At 74.8% G+C, this 19,737-nt stretch carries 16 protein-coding genes; 12 read left to right on the forward strand and 4 right to left on the reverse strand.

Annotated elements, in window-relative coordinates:
* Nucleotides 1-134: 134 nt before the first annotated feature.
* Complete coding sequence (locus ACFVFR_RS13845; protein WP_383700860.1) at nucleotides 135-413, reverse strand: hypothetical protein; 279 nt, start codon at nucleotides 411-413, stop codon at nucleotides 135-137.
* A 75-nt stretch (nucleotides 414-488) separates the two neighbouring features.
* Nucleotides 489-1,286: a PspA/IM30 family protein gene (locus ACFVFR_RS13850; RefSeq protein WP_383700862.1), complete on the reverse strand. Its 798-nt coding sequence runs from the start codon at nucleotides 1,284-1,286 to the stop codon at nucleotides 489-491.
* Nucleotides 1,287-1,472: 186 nt separating this feature from the next.
* Here ACFVFR_RS13850 and ACFVFR_RS13855 point away from each other — a divergent pair, with 186 nt between their 5' ends.
* The 4 genes from ACFVFR_RS13855 to ACFVFR_RS13870 all read left to right on the forward strand — a co-directional run bounded on the left by ACFVFR_RS13855 (nucleotide 1,473) and on the right by ACFVFR_RS13870 (nucleotide 6,578).
* Nucleotides 1,473-2,147: a DUF3043 domain-containing protein gene (locus tag ACFVFR_RS13855; protein WP_383700864.1), complete on the forward strand. Its 675-nt coding sequence runs from the start codon at nucleotides 1,473-1,475 to the stop codon at nucleotides 2,145-2,147.
* 56 nt (nucleotides 2,148-2,203) lie between these two features.
* The gene (locus ACFVFR_RS13860) at nucleotides 2,204-2,938 is read left to right on the forward strand and encodes a class I SAM-dependent methyltransferase (protein ID WP_383701056.1); all 735 of its coding nucleotides are present in this window, start codon (nucleotides 2,204-2,206) and stop codon (nucleotides 2,936-2,938) included.
* Nucleotides 2,939-3,338: 400 nt separating this feature from the next.
* The gene (locus ACFVFR_RS13865; protein ID WP_383700866.1) at nucleotides 3,339-5,249 is read left to right on the forward strand and encodes an ABC transporter ATP-binding protein; all 1,911 of its coding nucleotides are present in this window, start codon (nucleotides 3,339-3,341) and stop codon (nucleotides 5,247-5,249) included.
* A gap of 213 nt (nucleotides 5,250-5,462) precedes the next feature.
* The gene (locus tag ACFVFR_RS13870; RefSeq protein ID WP_383700868.1) at nucleotides 5,463-6,578 is read left to right on the forward strand and encodes a S1C family serine protease; all 1,116 of its coding nucleotides are present in this window, start codon (nucleotides 5,463-5,465) and stop codon (nucleotides 6,576-6,578) included.
* A 157-nt stretch (nucleotides 6,579-6,735) separates the two neighbouring features.
* Here the strand turns inward: ACFVFR_RS13870 and ACFVFR_RS13875 are convergent, their stop codons facing one another.
* Nucleotides 6,736-6,957: a hypothetical protein gene (locus ACFVFR_RS13875; protein ID WP_383700870.1), complete on the reverse strand. Its 222-nt coding sequence runs from the start codon at nucleotides 6,955-6,957 to the stop codon at nucleotides 6,736-6,738.
* A 216-nt stretch (nucleotides 6,958-7,173) separates the two neighbouring features.
* Between ACFVFR_RS13875 and ACFVFR_RS13880 the strand changes: the two genes are divergently transcribed.
* From ACFVFR_RS13880 to ACFVFR_RS13895, 4 genes are all read left to right on the forward strand, one after another.
* Nucleotides 7,174-8,388 (forward strand): bifunctional adenosylcobinamide kinase/adenosylcobinamide-phosphate guanylyltransferase, encoded by a 1,215-nt coding sequence (locus ACFVFR_RS13880; RefSeq protein ID WP_383700872.1) that lies wholly within the window; start codon nucleotides 7,174-7,176, stop codon nucleotides 8,386-8,388.
* A gap of 256 nt (nucleotides 8,389-8,644) precedes the next feature.
* Nucleotides 8,645-9,691 carry a nicotinate-nucleotide--dimethylbenzimidazole phosphoribosyltransferase gene (gene cobT, locus ACFVFR_RS13885; RefSeq protein WP_383700874.1) on the forward strand — a complete coding sequence of 349 codons (1,047 nt, stop codon included), beginning with the start codon at nucleotides 8,645-8,647 and terminating at the stop codon, nucleotides 9,689-9,691.
* 201 nt (nucleotides 9,692-9,892) lie between these two features.
* Nucleotides 9,893-11,659 carry a phosphatidylglycerol lysyltransferase domain-containing protein gene (locus ACFVFR_RS13890; RefSeq protein WP_383700876.1) on the forward strand — a complete coding sequence of 589 codons (1,767 nt, stop codon included), beginning with the start codon at nucleotides 9,893-9,895 and terminating at the stop codon, nucleotides 11,657-11,659.
* Complete coding sequence (locus tag ACFVFR_RS13895) at nucleotides 11,656-12,609, forward strand: hypothetical protein (protein ID WP_383700878.1); 954 nt, start codon at nucleotides 11,656-11,658, stop codon at nucleotides 12,607-12,609. Before ACFVFR_RS13890 ends, ACFVFR_RS13895 begins: the two co-directional genes overlap by 4 nt.
* Here the strand turns inward: ACFVFR_RS13895 and ACFVFR_RS13900 are convergent.
* Nucleotides 12,540-13,277, reverse strand: coding sequence for a hypothetical protein (locus ACFVFR_RS13900; RefSeq protein WP_383700880.1), 738 nt, complete (start codon nucleotides 13,275-13,277; stop codon nucleotides 12,540-12,542). The genes ACFVFR_RS13895 and ACFVFR_RS13900 overlap by 70 nt on opposite strands.
* Before the next feature lie 33 nt (nucleotides 13,278-13,310).
* On the opposite strand from ACFVFR_RS13900, the gene ACFVFR_RS13905 reads away from it, so the two are divergent.
* From ACFVFR_RS13905 to sucB, 4 genes are all read left to right on the forward strand, one after another.
* The gene (locus ACFVFR_RS13905; protein ID WP_383700882.1) at nucleotides 13,311-14,159 is read left to right on the forward strand and encodes an adenosylcobinamide-GDP ribazoletransferase; all 849 of its coding nucleotides are present in this window, start codon (nucleotides 13,311-13,313) and stop codon (nucleotides 14,157-14,159) included.
* A gap of 328 nt (nucleotides 14,160-14,487) precedes the next feature.
* Complete coding sequence (locus ACFVFR_RS13910) at nucleotides 14,488-16,023, forward strand: leucyl aminopeptidase (protein ID WP_383700884.1); 1,536 nt, start codon at nucleotides 14,488-14,490, stop codon at nucleotides 16,021-16,023.
* Nucleotides 16,024-16,482: 459 nt separating this feature from the next.
* On the forward strand, nucleotides 16,483-17,871 hold the full coding sequence (gene lpdA / locus ACFVFR_RS13915; protein WP_383700885.1) for a dihydrolipoyl dehydrogenase: 1,389 nt from the start codon (nucleotides 16,483-16,485) through the stop codon (nucleotides 17,869-17,871).
* A 50-nt stretch (nucleotides 17,872-17,921) separates the two neighbouring features.
* The gene (sucB, locus tag ACFVFR_RS13920) at nucleotides 17,922-19,685 is read left to right on the forward strand and encodes a 2-oxoglutarate dehydrogenase, E2 component, dihydrolipoamide succinyltransferase (protein ID WP_383700887.1); all 1,764 of its coding nucleotides are present in this window, start codon (nucleotides 17,922-17,924) and stop codon (nucleotides 19,683-19,685) included.
* Nucleotides 19,686-19,737: the final 52 nt, after the last annotated feature.

Raw genomic sequence — 19,737 nt, forward strand, 5'->3', positions numbered from 1 at the left:
GGGTGGCGGGTGTGCCGGGCGTGCGCGCGTCCTTGGTCGGCGTCCCGCGCACGAGCGGCGGGACGCCCGGGTACGGGCGGGGTGCGGGTGGCGGGTGAGGTCGGGCGGGAGCCTGGGGCGCGGTCGGGTGGGGCTCAGCCGGGGATGAGGCCGTAGTCGCTGAGCATCTCCCTGACCTCTTCGAAGGTGGCGTCGGGCCCGGGAAGGATCAGCTCCGACGGCTGGAGCGCGTCGTCGGGCACGGGCTTGCCCAGCCGCCGCACGGCGTCCAGGAGCGCGGTGCGGGTGCGTCGGAAGCCGTCGTGGTCGCCGCCCTCTATCTCGGCGAGCAACTCGTCGTCCAGCCGGTCGAGTTCGGCGAAGTGGACGTCGTCCAGCTCCACCTGTCCCTCCCCCATGATCCGTACGATCATGACGGCCTCCTTGCTCGGTCTCGCTCGGGGTCTGCCCCGGCGCGCGGCCCGTCGGGCCGGGCGCCGGTGTCCTCGCTACTTCTCGAAGCGCGGCTTCTGCCGGTCCACGGGCTGCACCTGGCTGCCCGGCGCGGCCTGTCCACCCTCGATGGCCGGCGCCCCACTGCCGCCGGCCAGCTCGGCCTTCATCCGCTGGAGCTCGATCTCCACGTCCGTGCCACCGGAGATCCGGTCCAGCTCGGCCGCGATGTCGTCCTTGGCCGCGATGCCCGACTGGTCGTCGAGCGCGCCCGAGGCGAGCAGTTCGTCGATGGCCCCGGCCCGCGCCTGGAGCTGCGCGGTCTTGTCCTCGGCGCGCTGGATCGCCATGCCGACGTCGCCCATCTCCTCGGAGATGCCGGAGAACGCCTCGCCGATGCGGGTCTGCGCCTGGGCGGCGGTGTACGTGGCCTTGATGGTCTCCTTCTTGGTGCGGAAGGCGTCCACCTTGGCCTGCAGCCGCTGGGCGGCCAGGGTGAGCTTCTCCTCCTCGCCCTGCAGCGTCTGGTGCTGCGTCTCCAGGTCGGTGACCTGCTGCTGGAGCGCGGCCCGACGCGAGAGCGCCTCCCGGGCCAGGTCCTCGCGCCCGAGCGCGAGCGCCTTGCGTCCCTGGTCCTCCAACTTGGACGACTGGCCCTGCAACTGGTTGAGCTGCAGTTCCAGTCGCTTGCGTGACGTGGCCACGTCCGCGACCCCGCGTCGCACCTTCTGTAGCAGCTCAAGCTGCTTCTGGTACGAGTAGTCAAGGGTCTCGCGCGGGTCCTCGGCCCGGTCCAGGGCCTTGTTGGCCTTCGCGCGGAAGATCATCCCCATACGCTTCATGACACCGCTCATGGGCCTCGCGCGCCCCCTTCTGACGGACTTCGGCTCCAGCACACCTCTACAGACCCCAGCGTACGGGCCCTGCTTCTATTACCGCACTGTTCGGACGCTCCCCGACTCCTCCTGCAGGACGATCGCGACCGGGCGACCTCCAGCCCGAGGAGTAGGTGGCGCCCGGGGAAACGCCGCTACACGCAGGTGAGACGCGTGGCCGTTGCCGGATCGTTCCCACCGGGGCGCTCGCCCACGTCCCCGCACCCCGTACCCTTGGGTTTCGTGTTCCGAAGCCGTTCGAAGGATGAGCAGTCCGCGCCCTCTCAGGCGACCGCGGGCGAGCCGCAGCCAACCCGTGACCCGCAGGCGCCCAAGGGCCGCCCCACGCCCAAGCGCAGCGAGGCCCAGACGCAGCGCCGCAGCCTGGCCAACACGCCGACGTCCCGCAAGGACGCCGCCCGGCGGCAGCGGGAGGCCCGGCGGGCGGACCTCGCCAAGCAGCGCGAGGCCCTCGCCAACGGCGACGAGCGCTACCTGCCGGTCCGCGACCGCGGCCCCATCCGGCGCTTCGCCCGGGACTACGTGGACTCCCGGTTCGTCATCGCGGAGTTCTTCCTGCCGCTCGCGGTGATCATCCTGGTTCTCAGCCTGGTGCAGGCCGGGGCCATGCAGCAGTACGTGCTGTTGCTGTGGATGATCGTGATCTTCCTGATCGTCATCAACTCGGTGATCATCGGCGTCTCCCTCAAGCGTCAGCTGCGCCAGCGCTTCCCCGACGAGAAGCTGCGCGGCGCCGTGCCGTACGCCCTGATGCGCAGCCTCCAGATGCGCCGCCTGCGCCTGCCCAAGCCGCAGGTCAAGCGCGGAGAGCGGCCCTGAGCGGGAGCGCTGCCTTCGCGCGCGGCGCGCAGAGCTGGCTCGGTGGCCTGGACGGGCTGCGTCACACCGTCCGACAGGAGTTGGTGGCCCGACAGCTCGACGAGCAGATCGCCCGGCACTACCCGGCCGGGCAGCGGCTGCGCGTGCTGGACGTGGGCCTTGGCCAGGGCACCCAGGCGTTGCGCCTGGCGCGCGCCGGGCACGAGGTGACCGGTCTGGAGTCGGATCCGGCGATGCTGGCCGCCGTGCGGGAGGCCCTGGAGGGCGAGGCACGGTTCGTCCGGGAGCGGGTGCGCCTGGTGCGGGGGGACGGCCGGGACACCGGCGCGCACTTCCTGCCGGGCGCCTTCGACGTCGTGCTGTGCCACGGCGTGCTCATGTACGTGGCCGAGCCCGATCCGATGCTCGCCGGCCTGGCCCGGGTGCTGGCGCCCGGTGGGCTGCTCTCGCTGGTCGTCCGTAACGCCGACGCGCTCGCCCTGCGCCCCGGACTCGCCGGCGACTGGGCCGGAGCGCTGGCCGCCTTCGACTCCCCCGCCTACGTCAACCGGCTGGGCCTGACGGTGCGCGCCGACCGCCAGGCGGACCTGGCGGCGACCCTGGCGGGCATCGGCGCGCCGGTACGGGCCTGGTACGGCGTGCGGCTGTTCACCGACGGCGCCGCCGACGGGACGCGGCCCCCGGCCGCCGGGGAGCTGGCGCGGCTGCTGGACGCGGAGGAGCGCGCCGGTCGCACCGATCCGTACCGGTCCCTGGCGGCACTGCTGCACCTGTGCGGTGTCCGGGGCTGACCGCCCTCTCCACCGCCGCGCGCGGGCGCGGCCCGTCGGGCCGGGGCGGCCGGGCGTGACCTCGTTCCCCTGTCCGGGCCGCGCAGGCCCACCCGGCGCGTGGCCGCGGGACGCCGGGGAGTCCCGACGCGCGCTCGTACCTCGGGCGCCGGGGCGGCCGGCGGAAGGTCGGCGGGCGAGTCGGTCGGGACACGCGGTCAGGTAGGACGGGGCGCGCCGCGTCCTGTCCTTCGGCAGTTGGTCCCGGAGCCCAGGAGGAGACGTGTCCGCCGAGCAGGACGCCGCGCCGCCGGCGAGACCCGCGCCCCCGCCTCCCGCGTCGGCTACCGGGGAGCGGGGTGAGAGCGCGACCCCGGCGACACCGGGGTCGGGTTCGGGGTCGGGTGACGGAGCCACGGCGATGCCGGGGCCGGGTGACGGGGGGCCGGCGGACGCGGCGGCCCCCACCAAGCTGCCCGCGCGCCAGACGTGGGCCATCCTGCGCGGGCACATCCACCCGCACCGCTGGACGATCGCCCTGGCCGCGCTGTTCGCGCTGATCGGCGCGGCGACCGGGCTGGCACAGCCGCTGGCCGCCAGGGAGTTGGTCAACCGGCTCGGGGACGACGAGTCGATCGCCGGCATGCTGGTCGTGCTGACCCTGCTGGTGGTGCTCGGCACGGCCATCGAGGCGTTCGGCGCCTACCTCCTGGAGCGCACGGCCGAGTCCGTGGTGCTGGCCGCCCGCCGTCGGCTGGTGGGGCGGCTGCTGCGGCTGCGGGTGCCCGAGGTGGAGCGCACCCAGCCCGGTGACCTGATGTCGCGGGTGACCTCCGACACCACGCTGCTGCGCGCGGTGGCCACACAGTCGCTGGTCGGGGCCATCACGGGGTCCCTGACGCTGGTGGCCACCATCGTGTTGATGGGTCTGATGGAGCCGGTGTTGCTACTGGTGACGCTGGCCGTGATGGTGCTCATCGGAAGCGCGGTGGGGCTGGTCATGCCCCGTATCGCCCAGGCCAGCAAGGCCGCCCAGGAAGCGGTCGGCGCGATCTCCACCGTCCTTGAGCGCTCCTTCGGCGCCTTCCGCACCATCAAGGCGTCCGGCGCCGAGGAGCGGGAGAACGCGGCGGTGGACGCGGCGGCGCGGGACGCCTGGCGGCACGGCGTACGGGCCGCCAAGTGGGGGGCGCTGGCGTGGTCGTCGGTGGGCTTCGCGGTGCAGGTCTCCTTCCTCGCGGTGCTCGGCATCGGCGGGGCCAGGGTGGCGTCCGGCGCGACCGACGTGGGCACCCTGATCGCCTTCCTGCTCTTCCTCTTCTACCTGATCGACCCGGTCAGCAAGCTCGTGGAGGCCGTCTCCCAGTACCAGGTCGGGGCGGCTGCCGTGGCTCGGATCAGCGAGGCGGAGCGGCTGGAGACCGAGCCCGTGAGCCCGCCGCGCGCCGCGGGGGGCGACGGGGTGGCCGGGGACAGGGAGCCGGGGGGCGCGGGCGCCGATGGCCGGACGCCCGGTGACGGCGCGCGGGCCGACGTCGGGCCGGCCTCGGGCGCGGAGGGGGGTGCTGGCGCTGGTCGGGTCGCCGTACGCCCGGCGACCGTGGCCTTCGAGGAGGTCACCTTCCGCTACCGGGAGGACCTGCCGTACGTCCACCACGGCGTCAGCTTCGCCGTCCCCGGCGGCGGGCTGACCGCGTTCGTCGGGCCCTCGGGCGCCGGCAAGACCACGGTCTTCGGGCTGATCGAGCGGTTCTACGAGGCCACCGGCGGCCGGGTGCTGGTGGACGGGCGGCCGGTCACGGAGTGGCCGTTGCACGCGTTGCGGGCCGCCATCGGGTACGTCGAACAGGACGCGCCGGTGCTCGCCGGGACGCTGCGCGACAACCTGCTCTTCGCGCAGCCACGGGCGAGCGAGGCGGACCTGCGCGAGACGCTCGCCCGGACGAAGCTGGACGCGCTGGTGGAACGGCTGCCGGACGGCCTGGAGACGGTCGTGGGCCACCGTGGGAGCAAGCTGTCGGGCGGCGAGCGGCAGCGGGTGGCGATCGCCAGGGCGCTGCTGCGCCGCCCCCGGCTGCTGCTCCTGGACGAGGCGACCTCGCAGCTCGACGCGGTCAACGAGATGGCGCTGCGGGACACGGTGGCGCTGGCGGCCCGCGAGACCACGATCCTGGTGGTCGCGCACCGGCTGTCCACGGTCACCCTCGCCGACCGCATCGTGGTGATGGACGGCGGCCGGGTGCGAGCGGTGGGCACCCACGCGGAGCTGGTGGCCGCCGACCCGCTGTACGGCGAACTGGCGGCGGCCCAGCTCCTGGCGACGGCGCCGTAGCCCCGGCCGGGCGGGCCCCGTGGCGCGAGCGACGGGGCCACGCGTGGCCGGGCCAGCGGGCGGGCCGGGGCGTACCGGGGCGCGGGGCGGGGCGTACGGCGCGACGGGGCCGGGGAGGCCGGGGCGGGGTCGGCCCGTGGCGAAGTGGGGGCGGGTGACCCGAGCGGCCTCTCCCGGCAGGCCGACGGCCGGTCGGGACGGGACACTTCCGGCATGAGCGTCTCGCGTGTGCGCGGTCTGGCGCGACGGCTGCGCCGGGTGGCGCCGGCCGTCGCCTGTGCGGTGGCCCTGCTGGCCGGGTGCAGCTCCGACGCCGGCTCCGGCCCGGGACCGGACACCGCGTCGGGGGCGGACTCCGCGCGGGCCACCCGGACACCCGACAAGGCCACGCCGAGGGTCGGGGGTGAGGGGCCCGAGGTGCAACGGGCGTACGAGGAGACCGTGCGGGCCGTGCTGCCGTCGGTGGTCCAGATCACCACCGACGGCGGCCTGGGGTCGGGGGTGGTCTACGACGGGCGCGGCCACATCGTCACCAACGCGCACGTGGTGGGCGACGCCCGGTCCTTCGACGTCACCCTGGCCACCGGGAGCGCGACGCTGCCCGCCCGCCTGGTGGCCAGCTTCCCGCCCCAGGACCTGGCCGTCATCCAACTGGAGCGGCCCCCGAAGGATCTCAAGCCCGCGACGTTCGGCGACTCGGGCGAGGTACGCATCGGACAGCTCGTGCTGGCCATGGGGAGCCCGCTGGGCCTGTCGGGCAGCGTCACCCAGGGCATCGTCTCGGCCGTGGACCGCACCGTGGGCGAGGGCCGGGGTGGTGGTGGCACGGGGGCGACCATCGGCAACCTGGTGCAGACGTCCGCCGCGATCAACCCGGGCAACAGCGGCGGAGCCCTGGTCACCCTCGATCACCGGGTGGTCGGCATCCCGACGCTGGCCGCGGCCGACCCCGCACGCGGGGACCAGGCCGCCGGCATCGGCTTCGCCATCCCCGCCGCGACCGCCACCCGCATCGCCGACCAGATGATCCGGCACGGTCGGGTGACCCAGTCGGGCAAGGCCGCGCTCGGCATCACCGGGCGCACGGTGCTCGGCCCGGACTACCAACCGGCCGGGATCGCGATCGTCGAGGTCACCCGGGGTGGCGCGGCGGCCGGGGCGGGGCTGCGGGCCGGCGACCGGATCGTCTCCGTCGCCGACACGACGACGGACACGATGGCCGCCCTGTCCGACGTCCTGGCCCGGCACGTGCCGGGCGACAGGGTCACGCTGGCGTACGACCGCCAGGGCACGCGGCGCACGGCCACCGTGACCCTGGGCGAGCTCTGACCCCGCCCGCCCCGTGTCGCACCCGGCCGTCCCGGCGCCTCCCCGCGACGGCGCGGCCGGCCCACGGGGTCTCCTCCCCCGTACGACCGTCCACGCCGCCGACGCGGGACGGCGCCCGCCCCGGGTGGGGTGGGCGCCGTCGGTGGGGCGGGGGCGGTCAGCCGGTCGCCTCGGCCTGGTCCGCGTGCAGGCTCATCGGCCCGTAGATCTTGGTGTCGTCCTCGGACAGGTGTACCTGGTCCACGCCGCCGTCCACCAGGTCCTTCCACACCTCGCCCAGCCACGACTCCGCGTCACCCTGGGTCGGGAAGTCCTCCGGCTCGACCGGGGGAGCCGTCTCGGTCCCATCGGCCTTCTCGAACCGCCACGTCCACGCCATGTCCGCTCCGTCTCTGCCGCCGTGTCGCCGCGCGGCCCGGGTGCGCGACGCCCGCCCGGGAGCGCGCGCCACGGCCCGCGCCACCGCGCACGGCTCCCGTCGCGGGGCGGCGGGGCGCGCGCGGTGCGGCCTGGTGAGCGCAGCGTAGCCCGGGGCACCCCCCGGTCGGGGGTGGCCCCGCGCGCTGCCCGACCCGGGACGCGAGACGATCGGGGCGTGGAACTGACTCTCCTCGGCACCGGCGCCCCGGGCGGGCTGCCCCGGCCCGACTGCCCCTGCGCCGCCTGCGCCACCGCCGTGGGCGCCTCCGCGCGGGCCGCGACGGCACTGCTCATCGACGACGCGCTGCTGCTCGACCTGACCCCGGGCCCGGCGCTGGCCGCCGCGCGGGCGGGCCGCTCGCTGACCGGCGTACGCCAGGTCCTGCTCTCGCACCCGCACGACGGGCCCGCCGTCGAGGTGCCGGCCGGGCTGCCGGCGCCCGGCCGGGCCGCCGACGGGCGGGAGCTGGCGCTGCTCAGCGGGCACCGGGTGCGGGCGACCGCGCTGGACGCCCCCGGCACGGGGTACGAGGTGACCGGCCCGGACGGCGAGCGGCTGCTGTACCTGCCGCCGGGCGCCGCCCCCGCCGGGCTGCCCGAGCAGGCGTCGGCGCGCGCCGGCACCCGCCCCTACGACATGGTGCTGCTCGACGTGCTGGGGCGGCCCGACGCGCTGGCCCGGCTGCGGGCGGTGGGCCTGGTGGCGCCGACCACGGATGTGCTGGCCGTGCACCTGGACCACACCGTGCCGCCGGGTCCCGAGCTGGACCGCCGACTCGCGGCGGCCGGCGCCCGGGCGGTCGCGGACGGGCAGACGCTGGTCGTCGGCGAGTACCACGCGGTGCCCGACCTGCCCCGGCGCACGCTGGTGCTGGGCGGCGCGCGCTCGGGCAAGTCGTGGGAGGCCGAGCGGCGGCTGGCGGCCTTCCCGGACGTGCTGTACGTGGCGACCGGTGGCCGCCGTGAGGGCGACGCGGAGTGGGCGGCCAGGGTGGCCGCGCACCGCGAGCGGCGGCCGGGCAGCTGGCGTACGGCCGAGACGTGCGACCTGGTGCCGTTGCTGGCCGCCGACGGGCCGACGCTGCTCGTGGACTGCCTGTCGCTGTGGCTGACGGACGCGATGGACTCGGTCGGCGCGTGGGAGGACGAGCGGTGGGCCGACGGGGGCGAGCGGGCGCTGCGCGAACGTGTGGCGGAGCTGGTCGGCGCGGTGCGCGCCACCAGGCGCCCGCTGGTTGCCGTGAGCAATGAGGTCGGCTCCGGGGTGGTGCCCGCGACGGCGTCCGGCCGCCGCTTCCGCGACGAGCTGGGCCGGCTGAACGCGGCCGTCGCCGCCGAGTGCGAGCACGTCCTGTTGGTGGTGGCCGGCCAGCCGCTGACGCTGCGCTGAGCGGACGGCGGGGTGACGGCCGCGCGCACGGGGCGGGCGCCACGCGCGACCGTGCCCACGGGGGGTAGCACCGCGCCGCCGCCCCGTGGTCGCCCCACGGTCGGCCCGTGGCCACCCCGCCGACCACCCCGTGGCGGCGCCGTGTCGCTGCCGTACGGCGCCGCCCGCGCGCCCTCCTCGCGGCGCTCGGGCGGCCGTGGGGCGCGGGGTGGGGCTGGGGGTCCCGTGGGGCGGTGGGGGCGATAGGGTTCGGCGGATGAGCGGTCTACACCTCGATGACTTCGTCGACCTGATCGAGCGCCCCGACGGCGGTGTCCGCCGTGACGCCGAGGAGCGCCGCGCCCGGCTCGCCACGCCCCCCGGTGCGCTGGGGCGGCTCGACGAGCTGGGTGAGTGGCTGGCCGCCGCGCAGGCGAGCGTGCCGGTCAGGCCGATCGAGCGGGCGCGGGTGCTGTTGTTCGCCGGCGACCACGGTGTCGCCGAGCTCGGCGTCTCCGGGCGCCCGGCGGGCTCCACCGGGGACCTGGTGCGGGCCGCGCTGGAGGGCACCAGCGCGGTGGCCATCCTCGCCCGCCGCTACGGGGCCGGGCTGCGCGTGGTGGACGTCGCGGTGGACTGCGACCCGTCCGAGCTGCCGGCCGAGGTCACCGAGCACCGGGTGCGGCGCGGCTCGGGCCGGATCGACATCGAGGACGCGCTCAGCGCCGAGGAGGTCGAGCGGGCGTTCCGGGCCGGCATGGCCGTCGCCGACCAGGAGGCCGACTCCGGCACCGACCTGGTGGTCCTGGGCGACCTGAGCGTGGGCGGCACCACCGCCGCCGCCACCCTGATCGCGGCGCTGTGCGGTACGGACGCCTCGGTGGTCACCGGGCGTGGCGGGGTCGGCATCGACGACCTGGCGTGGATGCGCAAGTGCGCGGCGATCCGGGACGCGCTGCGGCGGGCCCGTCCCGTCCTGGGCGACCAGCTGGACCTGTTGCGGACCTCGGGCGGCGCGGACCTGGCCGCCATCACCGGCTTCCTGTTGCAAAGTGCCGTTCGCCACACGCCGGTGATCCTGGACGGAGTGGTCTCGGCCGCGTGCGCGCTGGTGGCGCAGCGGGTCGCCTTCCGGGCGCCGGACTGGTGGCTGGCCGGCCAGGCCAGCGGGGAGCCCGCGCAGGCCAAGGCGCTGGATCGGATCGCGCTCAACCCTCTTCTGGACCACGGCGTCAGTGTGGGTGAGGGGACCGGGGCGCTGCTGGCCCTGCCGATGGTGCAGGCGGCTGCGGCCCTGGCGGCGGAGCTTCCGCTGCGCGACTGACGGGGGCCCGCACGCCGGGCCGCCGAGCGCGGATCCGCGACGTCGCACGGACCGGTGCGCGCCGAACAGGTACTTCGGTGCGCCGGTGGCGTACGCCGCGGTCCGCGCGGGGCGTGCCGTACGCCCTGGTCACGCGGTGCCGCGTGCGCACAACCGCCCGAAATTCGGATAAAACGCCCCTCCCTCATATGCTCTACTTTCATGGGAGAAGTCCGTTTGAGTCCGGATGAAGGCAAGCAGCGGGGCCCCTGGGCTCAGCGGGGCGCGTCGTTCGCGGTCTGGTACCTGCGCGCCGTCACGTTCGTGAACCTGCTGAGCGGCGTGTGGGTGTCCTTCGGCAACGACGTACGCCGCCACAACGTCGACGAGTACATCACGCCCTACCTGCTGACGGCGGGCTTCTTCTCGGCGGCGCTCTCCCTGTTCCTCGCGGTGACCATGCGACGCCGCAAGCGCGCCGCGTGGATCCTCAACCTGGTGCTCAGCGTGCTGCTGCTGGCGCTCTTCGCGCTGGTGATGCCCTTCCACGAGTTCCGCCAGCACGCGCAGAACTGGGTCTCGCTGCTGCTGACCGTGCTGTTCGTGGCCGCGCTGCTGGTAGGGCGGCGCGAGTTCTACGCCAAGGGCGACCGCTCCAACCCCAAGCTCGCCGCCGCCGTGGCGGTGGGCGGGCTGCTGATCGGCTCGCTGCTGGCCGCGACCCTGGTCACGGTCGCCAACACCGCCGGCGACGACGAGCGCTCCACCTTCCTGACCCGCTGGCGCTACGGCGTGATGCGGCTGATCTCGCTGGCCGCCGACGAGGACCGGTTCGCGGGCATCGTCACCCCCGGCTGGGTGGACGTGATCATCAACATCATGAGCACGCTGTTGCTGCTGCTCGTGCTCTACGCCGCCTTCCGCTCGCGGCGCGCCGTCGACCCGATCACCCCCGACGACGAGCAGCGGCTGCGCGCCCTGCTGGACCGGCACGGCGAGCGGGACTCGCTCGGCTACTTCGCGCTGCGCCACGACAAGAGCGTCATCTGGTCCCCCTCCGGCAAGTCCGCCGTCACCTACCGCGTGGTCGGCGGCGTCTCGCTGGCCTCCGGAGACCCGATCGGCGACCTGGAGGCGTGGCCGGGCGCCATCGACCGCTGGCTGGCCGAGGCCCGTGAGCACGGCTGGGCCCCGGCCGTGATGGGCGCCAGCGAGGAAGGCGGCACGGTGTACGCGCGACACGGCCTGGACGCGCTGGAGCTGGGTGACGAGGCGCTGGTGGACACCGCCGAGTTCACCCTGGAGGGCCGGGCGATGCGCACGGTGCGCCAGGCGTACAACCGGGTCAAGCGGGCCGGGTACACGGTGCGCATCCGGCGGCACGAGGAGATTCCCGCGCGGGAGCTGGCCGAGCTGGTGCGGCTGGCCGACGACTGGCGCGACGGGGCGACCGAGCGCGGGTTCTCCATGGCGCTGGGCCGCCTGGGCGATCCGAACGACGGGCGCTGCGTGATGCTGGAGTGCTTCGACGCCGAGGGCGCGCCCAAGGCGCTGCTCAGCTTCGCGCCCTGGGGCCCGCGCGGCCTCTCGCTGGACCTGATGCGCCGGGACCGTGACTCCGACAACGGGCTGATGGAGTTCATGGTGCTGGAGCTGATCCAGCGCGCGAAGGAGGTCGGCGTCAGTCAGATCTCGCTGAACTTCGCCATGTTCCGCTCGGTCTTCGAGCGCGGCGCCAAGCTGGGCGCCGGCCCGGTGCTGCGGCTGTGGCGCTCGCTGCTCAGCTTCTGCTCGCGCTGGTGGCAGATCGAGTCTCTGTACCGGGCCAACGCCAAGTACCGGCCCATCTGGGAGCCGCGCTACCTGCTCTTCGAGAAGAGCACCGACCTGCTGCGCATCGGCCTGGCCAGCGCCCGCGCCGAGGGCTTCCTGGAGGCCCCCGGCCTGCCCAAGTGGCTCAACCGCAAGCACCTGGAGACCACCAAGTGACCCCGCCGTGGCTGACCCGCCTGATACCCGGGCCGGTGCGTCGCGCGGTGCGCGCCGAGTGGGGGCCGCTGGGCGGGGCGATCCGGGCGGGCCTGGTACGCCACCGGGCCGCCTCGCTCGTCGTGACGGTCACGGCCGTGACCCTGATCGTCGTCTGCCAGTACATCCAGAACCAGCCCTGGGGCCACGGTCCCATCGCCCGGCTCGGCTACGTCCAGGCCGACCAGCCCTGGTGGGACTCGCTGCTGCGCACCCCGCTCTCGCTCTTCGTCCCCGCCCCCGACCTGCCCGTGTGGGGCGGGCTGCTCCAGATCTTCGTCGTCTTCGGCATCTGCGAGTGCGCGCTGGGCTGGCGGCGCACGCTGGTCGTCGCGTACGTGGCCACGCTGGCGGGCACCACGTACGCGCGCCTGGGCATGGCGCTGGGCGAGGGCGGCACGCTCGGCGTGCTCGGGCTGCCCCCGGAGACCGCGCAGGTGCACGACACGGGCCCGTCGGCGGCCGTGGTGGGCCTGTCGGTCTACGTGTGCTGGCGCTACCGCGCCTGGCTCACCGGCGCCCTGGTCATCGCCTCGATGGTGCTGGAGGTGCACGCCAAGCCGAACCTGGCCGGCCGCGAGCACCTGGTGGCCATCGCGGCGATCCTGCTGGTGTGCGCCGTGGCCACCCGTGTGGAGCGGCGGCGACGCCTGCTGCCCCACACCGCCCGCGCGACCACACCCCCGCTCTCGCCGCGCGCCCGCCTCGCGTACGCCGTCGCCCGGCTGCGCGTCCCCCGCCACCGGGTGGGCCCGCCCACACCGGTGCGGTCCGCGCGGGCCTCGCGCCCGCGCCGGTCGGGCGCCCGGCGGCCGGCGGCCGTGCCGGGCGCGGAGGGCGATCACGACTCCGAGAAACCGCCCAACCAGTCCTGGACCCTGCGCCGCAGGCCGCTCCACCGGGCGTCGTGAGCGCGGGCCCGCCGCCGCGCGGCGGCCTCGGCCCGGGGCCGGCGGCGGTAGCAGTGCCTGGCCCACGGTGAGCCGGGGCGGGCCAGCCGCAGCGCGCCGAACGGGGCCACGAAGGGCACCAGCACACCGAGCACCGCCATCCGTGGCTTGCCCTTGGCCAGGGCCACCAGCGAGAAGAGGAAGTTGCCCGTCACGTTGGCCACGACCAGGCGCCGGTCGTGCCGCTCGTCGGCCGTCAGGTCGTTGACCCCGAACGGCAGGAAGCCGCCGAGCACCAGCGCCACCAGGGCCGCCGTGATCACGACGACCTCCACGCTCTTGCGGCCCTGCTCCGACCAGTACACGTCGTCCAGGTAGAGCACCAGCGCGAACTCGTCCAGGACCAGCCCCGCCCCGAGCCCGAAGAGCACCGCGCACACCGCCGCCCCCGCGCCCCGCTGGCCGCTGGCCACCGCGCCGAACCCGCCGACCACGGTGAGCACCACGCCCGGCACCACGTGGTGCACGTGCAACCCGCCCGCCGTGACGTTCCCGAAGGGCCCCTTGCCGGCCCGGATCAGCCGCGTGACCAGCCGGGCGGTCACGAAGGCCAGCACGAACGAGGCCAGCGCCAGCAGCAGCGGCAGCTTGCCCGGCTCGACGATGTTCCGCTGCCACCAGTGCCCCATGGCCCCTCACCCTGCGCGATAACCTGCGGCGCGATGGACACCACGCCGCCCCCGTCCCCCGCACGCCCGCCCCGCGCCGACCGTCCCGGCCGTACGGGGCGACGCGCCAGCACGCTCGCCCACGGCCTGCGGTTCGCCTTCGGCACCCTCACCGTGCTCCCGGTGCGGGTCACCCGCTGGGACCGGCCCACCGCGCGCGCGGGCATGCTCTGCGCGCCGCTGGCCGGCCTCGTGGTGGGCCTGTGCGCGGCCGTCCCCGGCGGCCTGCTGCTGCTGGGCGGCGGCGGGCCGCTGCTGGCCGCCGTGGCCACCGTGGCGGTGCCCGCGCTCGCCACCCGCGCCCTGCACCTGGACGGCCTGGCCGACACCGCCGACGGGCTGGGTAGCGCCAAGCCGCCGGCGGAGGCGCTGCGCGTGATGAAGCGCTCCGACATCGGCCCCTTCGGCGTCCTCGCGATGCTCTTCGTCCTGCTCGCCCAGGTCGCCGCCGTACGGGAGCTGTACGCCGACCACTGGGCCGCCGGCGCGCTCGCGGTGGCCGTCGCGGGGCTGGTCGCGCGCTGCGCCCTGACGCTGGCCAGCCGCGCCGGGGTGGAGGCCGCGCGGCCCGAGGGGCTGGGCGCCGCGGTGGCCGGGGTCGTACCCGTGCGGGCCGCGCTGGCCGTGGCGGCACTGACGGTCGCCGCCGGCGCGGCGGCGGGCGCGGCGGACGGCCCCGTCGGGGCGCTGCGCGGCGGCCTGGCCGTGCTCGTCGCGCTCGGTGTGGCCGAGCTGCTGCTCCGACACTGCCGACGCCGTTTCGGCGGGGTGACCGGGGACGTGTTCGGGGCGCTGGCCGAGTCGGCGGCGACGGCGGCGCTCGTCGTGCTGACGCTGGGCTGATCACCGGGCACGCCGCGTGCGTGGCCGGGCCGGCCCGGCCACGCGTCCGTCGGGGCGCGCCGCGCGCGGGTCAACACCCGGGCGGCGAGCGGCGGATGACGTCCGCGCCCGGCCCGCGGCCCGGGCCCGCGCGGCCCCTTCCCTGGCCCATCGACCAGGTCAGCCGATACGCGCACAACACGCCCCGTACAGCGCGAGTTAGGCTCGCGATGGCCACCACGACCACCGCACCGGGCCGTGCCCCTCGTGGGACCGGCGCATACGATGCCCACGGCGCGGCCGGCCCACCCAACGGCCCACATCCCAACGGAAGAGAGACCCCACCACCGTGACTGCTCTGACTCTCAGCACGTCCAGTGCGACCACACTGCGTGCGGACGCCGTCGTCGTCGGTGTGGCGAAGGGCGCCAAGGGCCCCGTCGTCGTGCCGGGCGCCGAGGCCATCGACAAGGCGTTCGACGGCAAGCTGGCCGCCGTCCTGGAAACCCTCGGCGCCAGTGGCGGCGAGGGCGAGGTCACCAAGCTGCCCTCCGCGTCCGGCGTCAAGACCCCGGTCGTCCTCGCGGTCGGCCTCGGGGACAACCCGAAGGGTGACGACGGCTTCGACGCCGAGCTGCTGCGCCGGGCCGCCGGCACCGCCGCCCGCGCGCTGGCCGGCTCGAAGAAGGCCGCGTTCGCGCTGCCGCTGGCGGACGTCGAGTCCGCGGCGGCCGTCGCCGAGGGCGCGCTGCTGGGCGCGTACGCGTTCACCGCCTACCGGGGCGGCAACGGCAAGGGCAAGGACGCGAAGGCCGCCGAGGCCGGCGCCCCGCTGGCCGAGGTCGTGCTCCTGGGCGGGAAGCCCCGCGACAAGGCGTACAAGGCCGCCGTCGAGCGGGCCGAGGCGCTGGCCGCCGAGGTCAACCGCGCCCGCGACCTGATCAACATCCCCTCCAACGACCTGACCCCCAAGTCCTTCGCCGCGCAGGCGCAGGCCGCGGCCAAGGAGTTCGGCCTCACCATCGAGGTGCTGGACGAGAAGGCGCTGGCCAAGGGCGGTTACGGCGGCCTGGTGGGCGTCGGCCAGGGTTCGGAGAACCCGCCCCGGCTGGTGAAGATCGCGTACAGGCACGCCAAGGCGGGCAAGACGCTGGCGCTGGTCGGCAAGGGCATCACCTACGACTCGGGCGGCATCTCGCTCAAGCCGGCCGGCCACAACGAGACGATGAAGTGCGACATGAGCGGTGCCGCCGCCGTCTTCGCCGCCGTCGTGGCCGCCGCCAAGCTGGGCCTGAAGGTCAACGTCACCGGCTGGCTCGCGCTCGCCGAGAACATGCCCTCGGGTTCGGCGACCCGCCCCGGCGACGTGCTGCGCATGTACAGCGGCAAGACCGTCGAGGTGCTCAACACCGACGCCGAGGGCCGGCTGGTGCTGGCCGACGCGCTCACCCGCGCCTCGGAGGAGAAGCCGGACGCGATCGTGGACGTGGCGACGCTGACCGGCGCCATGGTGCTCGCGCTGGGCAACCGCACCTTCGGCATCATGGCGAACGACGACGCCTTCCGCGCCTCCCTGCACGAGATCGCGCAGGAGGTGGGCGAGCAGTCCTGGCCCATGCCGATGCCCCGCGAGCTGCGCAAGGGCATGGACTCCCCGATCGCCGACATCGCCAACATGGGCGAGCGGGCGGGCGGCGGCCTGGTCGCCGGCCTGTTCCTGGAGGAGTTCGTGGGCGAGGGCATCACGTGGGCGCACCTGGACATCGCCGGGCCGGCCTTCCACGAGGGCGCGCCGTACGGCTACACGCACAAGGGCGGGACGGGTTCCGCGGTGCGGACGCTGGTGCGGCTGGCCGAGCGCACCGCGGCGGGCGACCTGGGCTGAGCGGGCGGGTCGCGGTGATCCGGGGGTGCGGGCCGCCAGACGGCCCACCCGTCGAGCGGCCGTCCCCCGGATGAACGCGGCCCGTACCAGAGCGTGACCAACGGCCCCGTGCGTGCGCGCACGGGGCCGTGGCGCGTTCGCTGACAGCGATCTACTCATCGGTAGATACGGCGCCGAGCGCCCCGCCAGCCCGGGATTCGGGCCGTACGGGCGCTTTCCGCCACCTCACCGACCGGCCCGGCGTCCCGCCGTCCGCGAACAAGTGCGAAGATGTTGTCTCGGCAGGACAGGGCCCCGGCTCACCCATCGAGCCAGACCGCAGGGCCGAGTAGACAGCGGCCGAACAACAGCCGCCGCCCGGTCACGGGCTCTGCTTCCGTAGGCTCTGTTGGAGACAACAGCGAAACGAAGCGCAGCGGAGTGACCGGCTCCGGCGTACCCATGCATGGAGGACGTGACGTGGCGAACGACGCCAGCACTGTTTTCGACCTAGTGATCCTCGGGGGCGGCAGCGGTGGCTACGCCGCTGCCCTGCGCGGAGCGCAGCTTGGCCTGGACGTCGCCCTGATCGAGAAGAACAAGGTCGGCGGTACCTGCCTGCACAACGGCTGCATCCCCACCAAGGCGCTGCTGCACGCCGGTGAGATCGCCGACCAGGCCCGCGAGAGCGCCGAGTTCGGTGTCAAGGCCACCTTCGACGGCATCGACATCGCGGCCGTGCACAAGTACAAGGACGGCGTGATCTCCGGCCTGTACAAGGGCCTGCAGGGCCTGATCGCCAGCCGCAAGGTCACCTACGTGGAGGGCGAGGGCCGGCTGTCCTCGCCGACCTCCGTCGACGTGAACGGCCAGCGTTACGAGGGCCGGCACGTCCTGCTGGCGACCGGCTCCGTGCCGAAGTCGCTGCCGGGCCTGGAGATCGACGGCAACCGCGTCATCTCCTCCGACCACGCGCTGGTCCTGGACCGCGTGCCGGAGTCCGCGATCGTGCTGGGCGGCGGCGTCATCGGCGTCGAGTTCGCCTCCGCGTGGAAGTCCTTCGGCACCGACGTGACCATCGTCGAGGCGCTGCCGAACCTGGTCCCGGTCGAGGACGTGAACAGCTCCAAGCTGCTGGAGCGCGCCTTCCGCAAGCGCGGCATCAAGTTCTCCGTCGGTTCGCGCTTCTCCGGCGTCGAGTACACCGCGAACGGCGTCAAGGTCTCGCTGGAGAACGGCAAGACCTTCGAGGCCGAGCTCCTGCTGGTGGCCGTCGGCCGTGGCCCGGTCTCGCAGGGCCTGGGTTACGAGGAGGCCGGCGTCGCCACCGACCGTGGCTACGTCCTGGTCGACGAGTACATGCGCACCAACGTGCCGACCATCTCGGCCGTCGGTGACCTGGTCCCCACCCTCCAGCTCGCGCACGTCGGCTTCGCCGAGGGCATCCTGGTCGCGGAGCGGCTCGCCGGTCTGCAGACGGTGCCGATCGACTACGACGGCGTGCCGCGCGTCACCTACTGCCACCCCGAGGTCGCCTCCGTCGGCATCACCGAGGAGAAGGCCAAGGAGCTGTACGGCGCGGACAAGGTCGTCGCCCTCAAGTACAACCTGGGTGGCAACGGCAAGAGCCGCATCCTCAAGACCACGGGCGAGATCAAGCTCGTCCAGGTGCGCGACGGCGCCGTGGTCGGCGTCCACATGGTCGGTGACCGCATGGGTGAGCAGGTCGGCGAAGCCCAGCTCATCTACAACTGGGAGGCGCTGCCCGCCGAGGTGGCGCAGCTCATCCACGCACACCCCACGCAGAACGAAGCCCTCGGCGAGGCCCACCTGGCCCTGGCCGGCAAGCCGCTGCACTCGCACGACTAGAAGCACCGGGCGCGACCACATCCGCAAGATCGTTAGGAGCAACCGAAACCATGGCGGTTTCCGTAACCCTGCCGGCGCTCGGCGAGAGCGTCACCGAGGGCACCGTCACCCGCTGGCTGAAGGCCGAGGGTGAGCGCGTCGAGGCCGACGAGCCATTGCTTGAGGTCTCGACCGACAAGGTCGACACCGAGATCCCGGCGCCCGCGTCGGGTGTCCTGGCTTCCATCAAGGTCGCCGAGGACGAGACCGTCGAGGTCGGCGCCGAGCTGGCCGTGATCGACGACGGTTCCGGCGCTCCCGCCGAGGCCCCCGCGGCCGAGGCCGCGCCGGAGCCGGCCCCCGCCGAGGAGTCGGCGCCGGCCGAGGAGTCGGCCCAGGAGTCCGCGCCGGCCCAGGACGAGGCCCCGGCCGCCGCCCCCGCGGGTGGCGCCGAGGGCACCCCCGTCACGCTCCCGGCGCTCGGCGAGTCCGTGACCGAGGGCACCGTCACCCGTTGGCTCAAGTCGGTCGGCGACTCCGTCGAGGAGGACGAGCCGCTCCTTGAGGTCTCCACCGACAAGGTCGACACCGAGATCCCGGCACCGACCTCCGGCACGCTGCTGGAGATCGTGATCGGCGAGGACGAGACCGCCGAGGTCGGCGCCAAGCTGGCCGTCATCGGCGCCGCGGGCGCGGCCCCGGCCGCCGCCCCGGCGAAGTCCGCCGAGCCGGCCCCGGCGCCCGCCCCGCAGGCGCAGCCGGCCCCGCAGGCCCCGTCGGCTCCCGCCCCGCAGGCCGCGACCCCGGCCCCGGTCGCCCCGGACCCGGCTCCGGCCGCTCCGGTGCCCGCGCCGGCCCCGGCCGCCGCTCCCGCCGCTCCGGCTCCCGCCGCCGGTGGGGACGCCGAGGGCGCGTACGTCACGCCGCTGGTGCGCAAGCTCGCGGCGGAGAGTGGCGTCAACCTGTCCACGGTCAAGGGCACCGGCGTCGGTGGCCGCATCCGCAAGCAGGACGTCGTGGACGCCGCCGCTGCCGCCAAGGCCGCGCAGGCCGCCCCGGCCGCGGCTCCGGCCGCCGCCGCGCCGAAGGCTCCGGCCCTTGAGGTCTCCCCGCTGCGCGGGCAGACCGTCAAGATGCCGCGCATCCGCAAGGTCATCGGCGACAACATGATGAAGGCCCTGCACGAGCAGGCGCAGCTCTCCAGCGTGGTCGAGGTGGACGTCACCCGGATCATGAAGCTGCGGGCCCGGGCGAAGGACGCGTTCGCGCAGCGTGAGGGCGTCAAGCTCTCGCCGATGCCGTTCTTCGTCAAGGCCGCCGTCCAGGCGCTGAAGGCGTACCCGACGGTCAACGCTCGGATCAACGCGGCCGACGGCACCATCACCTACTTCGACACCGAGAACGTGGGTATCGCGGTGGACGCCGAGAAGGGCCTGATGACCCCGGTCATCAAGGGGGCCGGCGACCTGAACCTGGCCGGCATCGCCCGTAGGACGGCGGAGCTGGCGGGCAACGTGCGGGCCAACAAGATCAGCCCGGACGACCTGGCGGGCGCGACGTTCACGATCAGCAACACCGGCTCGCGCGGTGCGCTGTTCGACACGATCATCGTGCCGCCGAACCAGGTGGCGATCCTGGGCATCGGCGCGACCGTCAAGCGCCCGGTGGTCATCGACCACCCGGAGCTCGGCGAGACCATCGCCGTGCGCAACATGGCCTACCTGACGCTCTCCTACGACCACCGCCTGGTGGACGGCGCCGACGCCGCCCGCTACCTGGGGGCCGTGAAGGCGATCCTGGAGGCCGGCGAGTTCGAGGTCGAGCTCGGCCTGTGACTCGCGCCGCGTTGACGCGGTAGCCCCGACGGCCCCGGTTCACCACGGTGAA

Origin of the sequence: Streptomyces sp. NPDC057702 (assembly GCF_042799315.1) — a bacterium.
Taxonomy (GTDB): Bacteria; Actinomycetota; Actinomycetes; order Streptomycetales; family Streptomycetaceae; genus Streptomyces.

Excerpts from the sequence above, each read along its gene's own strand:
- ACFVFR_RS13870 (WP_383700868.1), top strand. The coding sequence starts at position 5,463 with ATGAGCGTCTCGCGTGTGCGCGGTCTGGCGCGACGGCTGCGCCGGGTG.
- cobT (WP_383700874.1), top strand. The coding sequence starts at position 8,645 with ATGAGCGGTCTACACCTCGATGACTTCGTCGACCTGATCGAGCGCCCC.
- ACFVFR_RS13905 (WP_383700882.1), top strand. The coding sequence starts at position 13,311 with ATGGACACCACGCCGCCCCCGTCCCCCGCACGCCCGCCCCGCGCCGAC.
- ACFVFR_RS13875 (WP_383700870.1), bottom strand. The coding sequence starts at position 6,957 with ATGGCGTGGACGTGGCGGTTCGAGAAGGCCGATGGGACCGAGACGGCT.
- ACFVFR_RS13850 (WP_383700862.1), bottom strand. The coding sequence starts at position 1,286 with ATGAGCGGTGTCATGAAGCGTATGGGGATGATCTTCCGCGCGAAGGCC.
- ACFVFR_RS13865 (WP_383700866.1), top strand. The coding sequence starts at position 3,339 with ATGCCGGGGCCGGGTGACGGGGGGCCGGCGGACGCGGCGGCCCCCACC.
- sucB (WP_383700887.1), top strand. The coding sequence starts at position 17,922 with ATGGCGGTTTCCGTAACCCTGCCGGCGCTCGGCGAGAGCGTCACCGAG.
- ACFVFR_RS13845 (WP_383700860.1), bottom strand. The coding sequence starts at position 413 with ATGATCGTACGGATCATGGGGGAGGGACAGGTGGAGCTGGACGACGTC.
- ACFVFR_RS13900 (WP_383700880.1), bottom strand. The coding sequence starts at position 13,277 with ATGGGGCACTGGTGGCAGCGGAACATCGTCGAGCCGGGCAAGCTGCCG.
- ACFVFR_RS13890 (WP_383700876.1), top strand. The coding sequence starts at position 9,893 with ATGGGAGAAGTCCGTTTGAGTCCGGATGAAGGCAAGCAGCGGGGCCCC.